Consider the following 1,286-nt stretch of genomic DNA (forward strand, 5'->3'; position numbering starts at 1 on the left):
GTGGGAGCCAGTGGTGGGGGTGGGTTGCGGTGGTAGGGATGTTTGAGGTGCCAGTTGCTCATCTTGCGTTTGACGACGCGAGGGTTGGAACGTCGTCTGCGGGGCGGGAGGAGTCGTTCCAGCAGCTCACGGATGGTGTGGGTCAGGGCTCGGCTGAGTCGTGAGGGGGGAAAGTGCCGCCTGGTCGGTGACATGGCGGCGGGCGATGCGAAGGGTGCGGGTGAACGACAGCCGGTCGGGGTCCAGGCCGGCTTGGTGAGCGGTGTGGTGCATGACGTCCCGCAAGGCGTGATGCACCAGAAGGAAGCCGTAGATCTCCTGCTCGACGCCATCGGGGTATTGCGATCGCAGGACCAGCTGACGGCCACCTTGGTGGGTTTTGATCTCGTCCAGGGTGTTCTCGATCTCCCACCGCTGGTGGTAGAGGCCCGCAAGGTCGCCGGCGGGCGCCTGGTCCGGGTCGCAGATGGTCGTGATCAGCCGGTAGACCGTATCGTCGCCGCTTCGACCGAGGGTGTACTCGATGACGCGAACCCGGGCCGGATCACGGCGGTCACGGTCCCCGGTGGCCACGATCTCGGACAGATAGGAACCGTCCTCGAAGGCTTCGAGGAACGGGAGCACGATGTTCTTGCGGACCCGCCACAACAGGTCCGCACCCGTGCCCGAGGCGGCCTTCCACAACTCGAAGCCGGTGATGCCGCGGTCGGCCATCAGCAGCATGCCTGACTCGAGCCGGCCCAGCAGGTCGGGAACGAGGTGCTGTTCGTGGACCGACAGCGGACCGGTCGCCGCGGCGAACACCGCATGTGTCCCGCACTCCACCAACGCTGCCACCCTCACCTGCGGATACGCACTGCGCTGCTGTCCCCGCCCCGAGCCGGGACGGCCGAAGAACATGCCGTTCGCCTCGGTGTCCGGGACGTCGAAGACGGTGCCGTCCACCGCGACCAGCCGCCACCCGCGATACCAAGCACCAGCTGTTTCCGGCATCGCGACCGGCCGGCACACCCGGTCGAACAGCACCTTCAGCGGCTCCGGCCCCAACCGCCTACGGGCCCTGCCGATCGCCGCCGTCGTCGGCACCCGCCACGGCTTCTCCCACTGCCGCACCCGTTCCAATCCCTGCGTCAGCAGCCGGGCCACTTCCTCATAACCCTGCCCCGAGAACAGGCACATCGCGAGCACGAAGTACACCACCACCCGGGCCGGCAGCAACCGGGCACGTTGTTCCCGGCGTCCGCACTGCGCGATCACCTCATCCACCAACCCGGGCGGAAACACCC

General features: G+C 67.6%; 1 protein-coding gene. It reads right to left on the minus strand.

The window, feature by feature from the left end; genetic code table 11:
* Positions 1–126: 126 nt before the first annotated feature.
* The coding region (locus ACWD0Y_RS36655) for an IS4 family transposase (RefSeq protein ID WP_450264578.1) at positions 127–1,286 on the minus strand (1,160 nt) is incomplete at its 5' end.

The organism is Streptomyces altiplanensis (assembly GCF_053591575.1).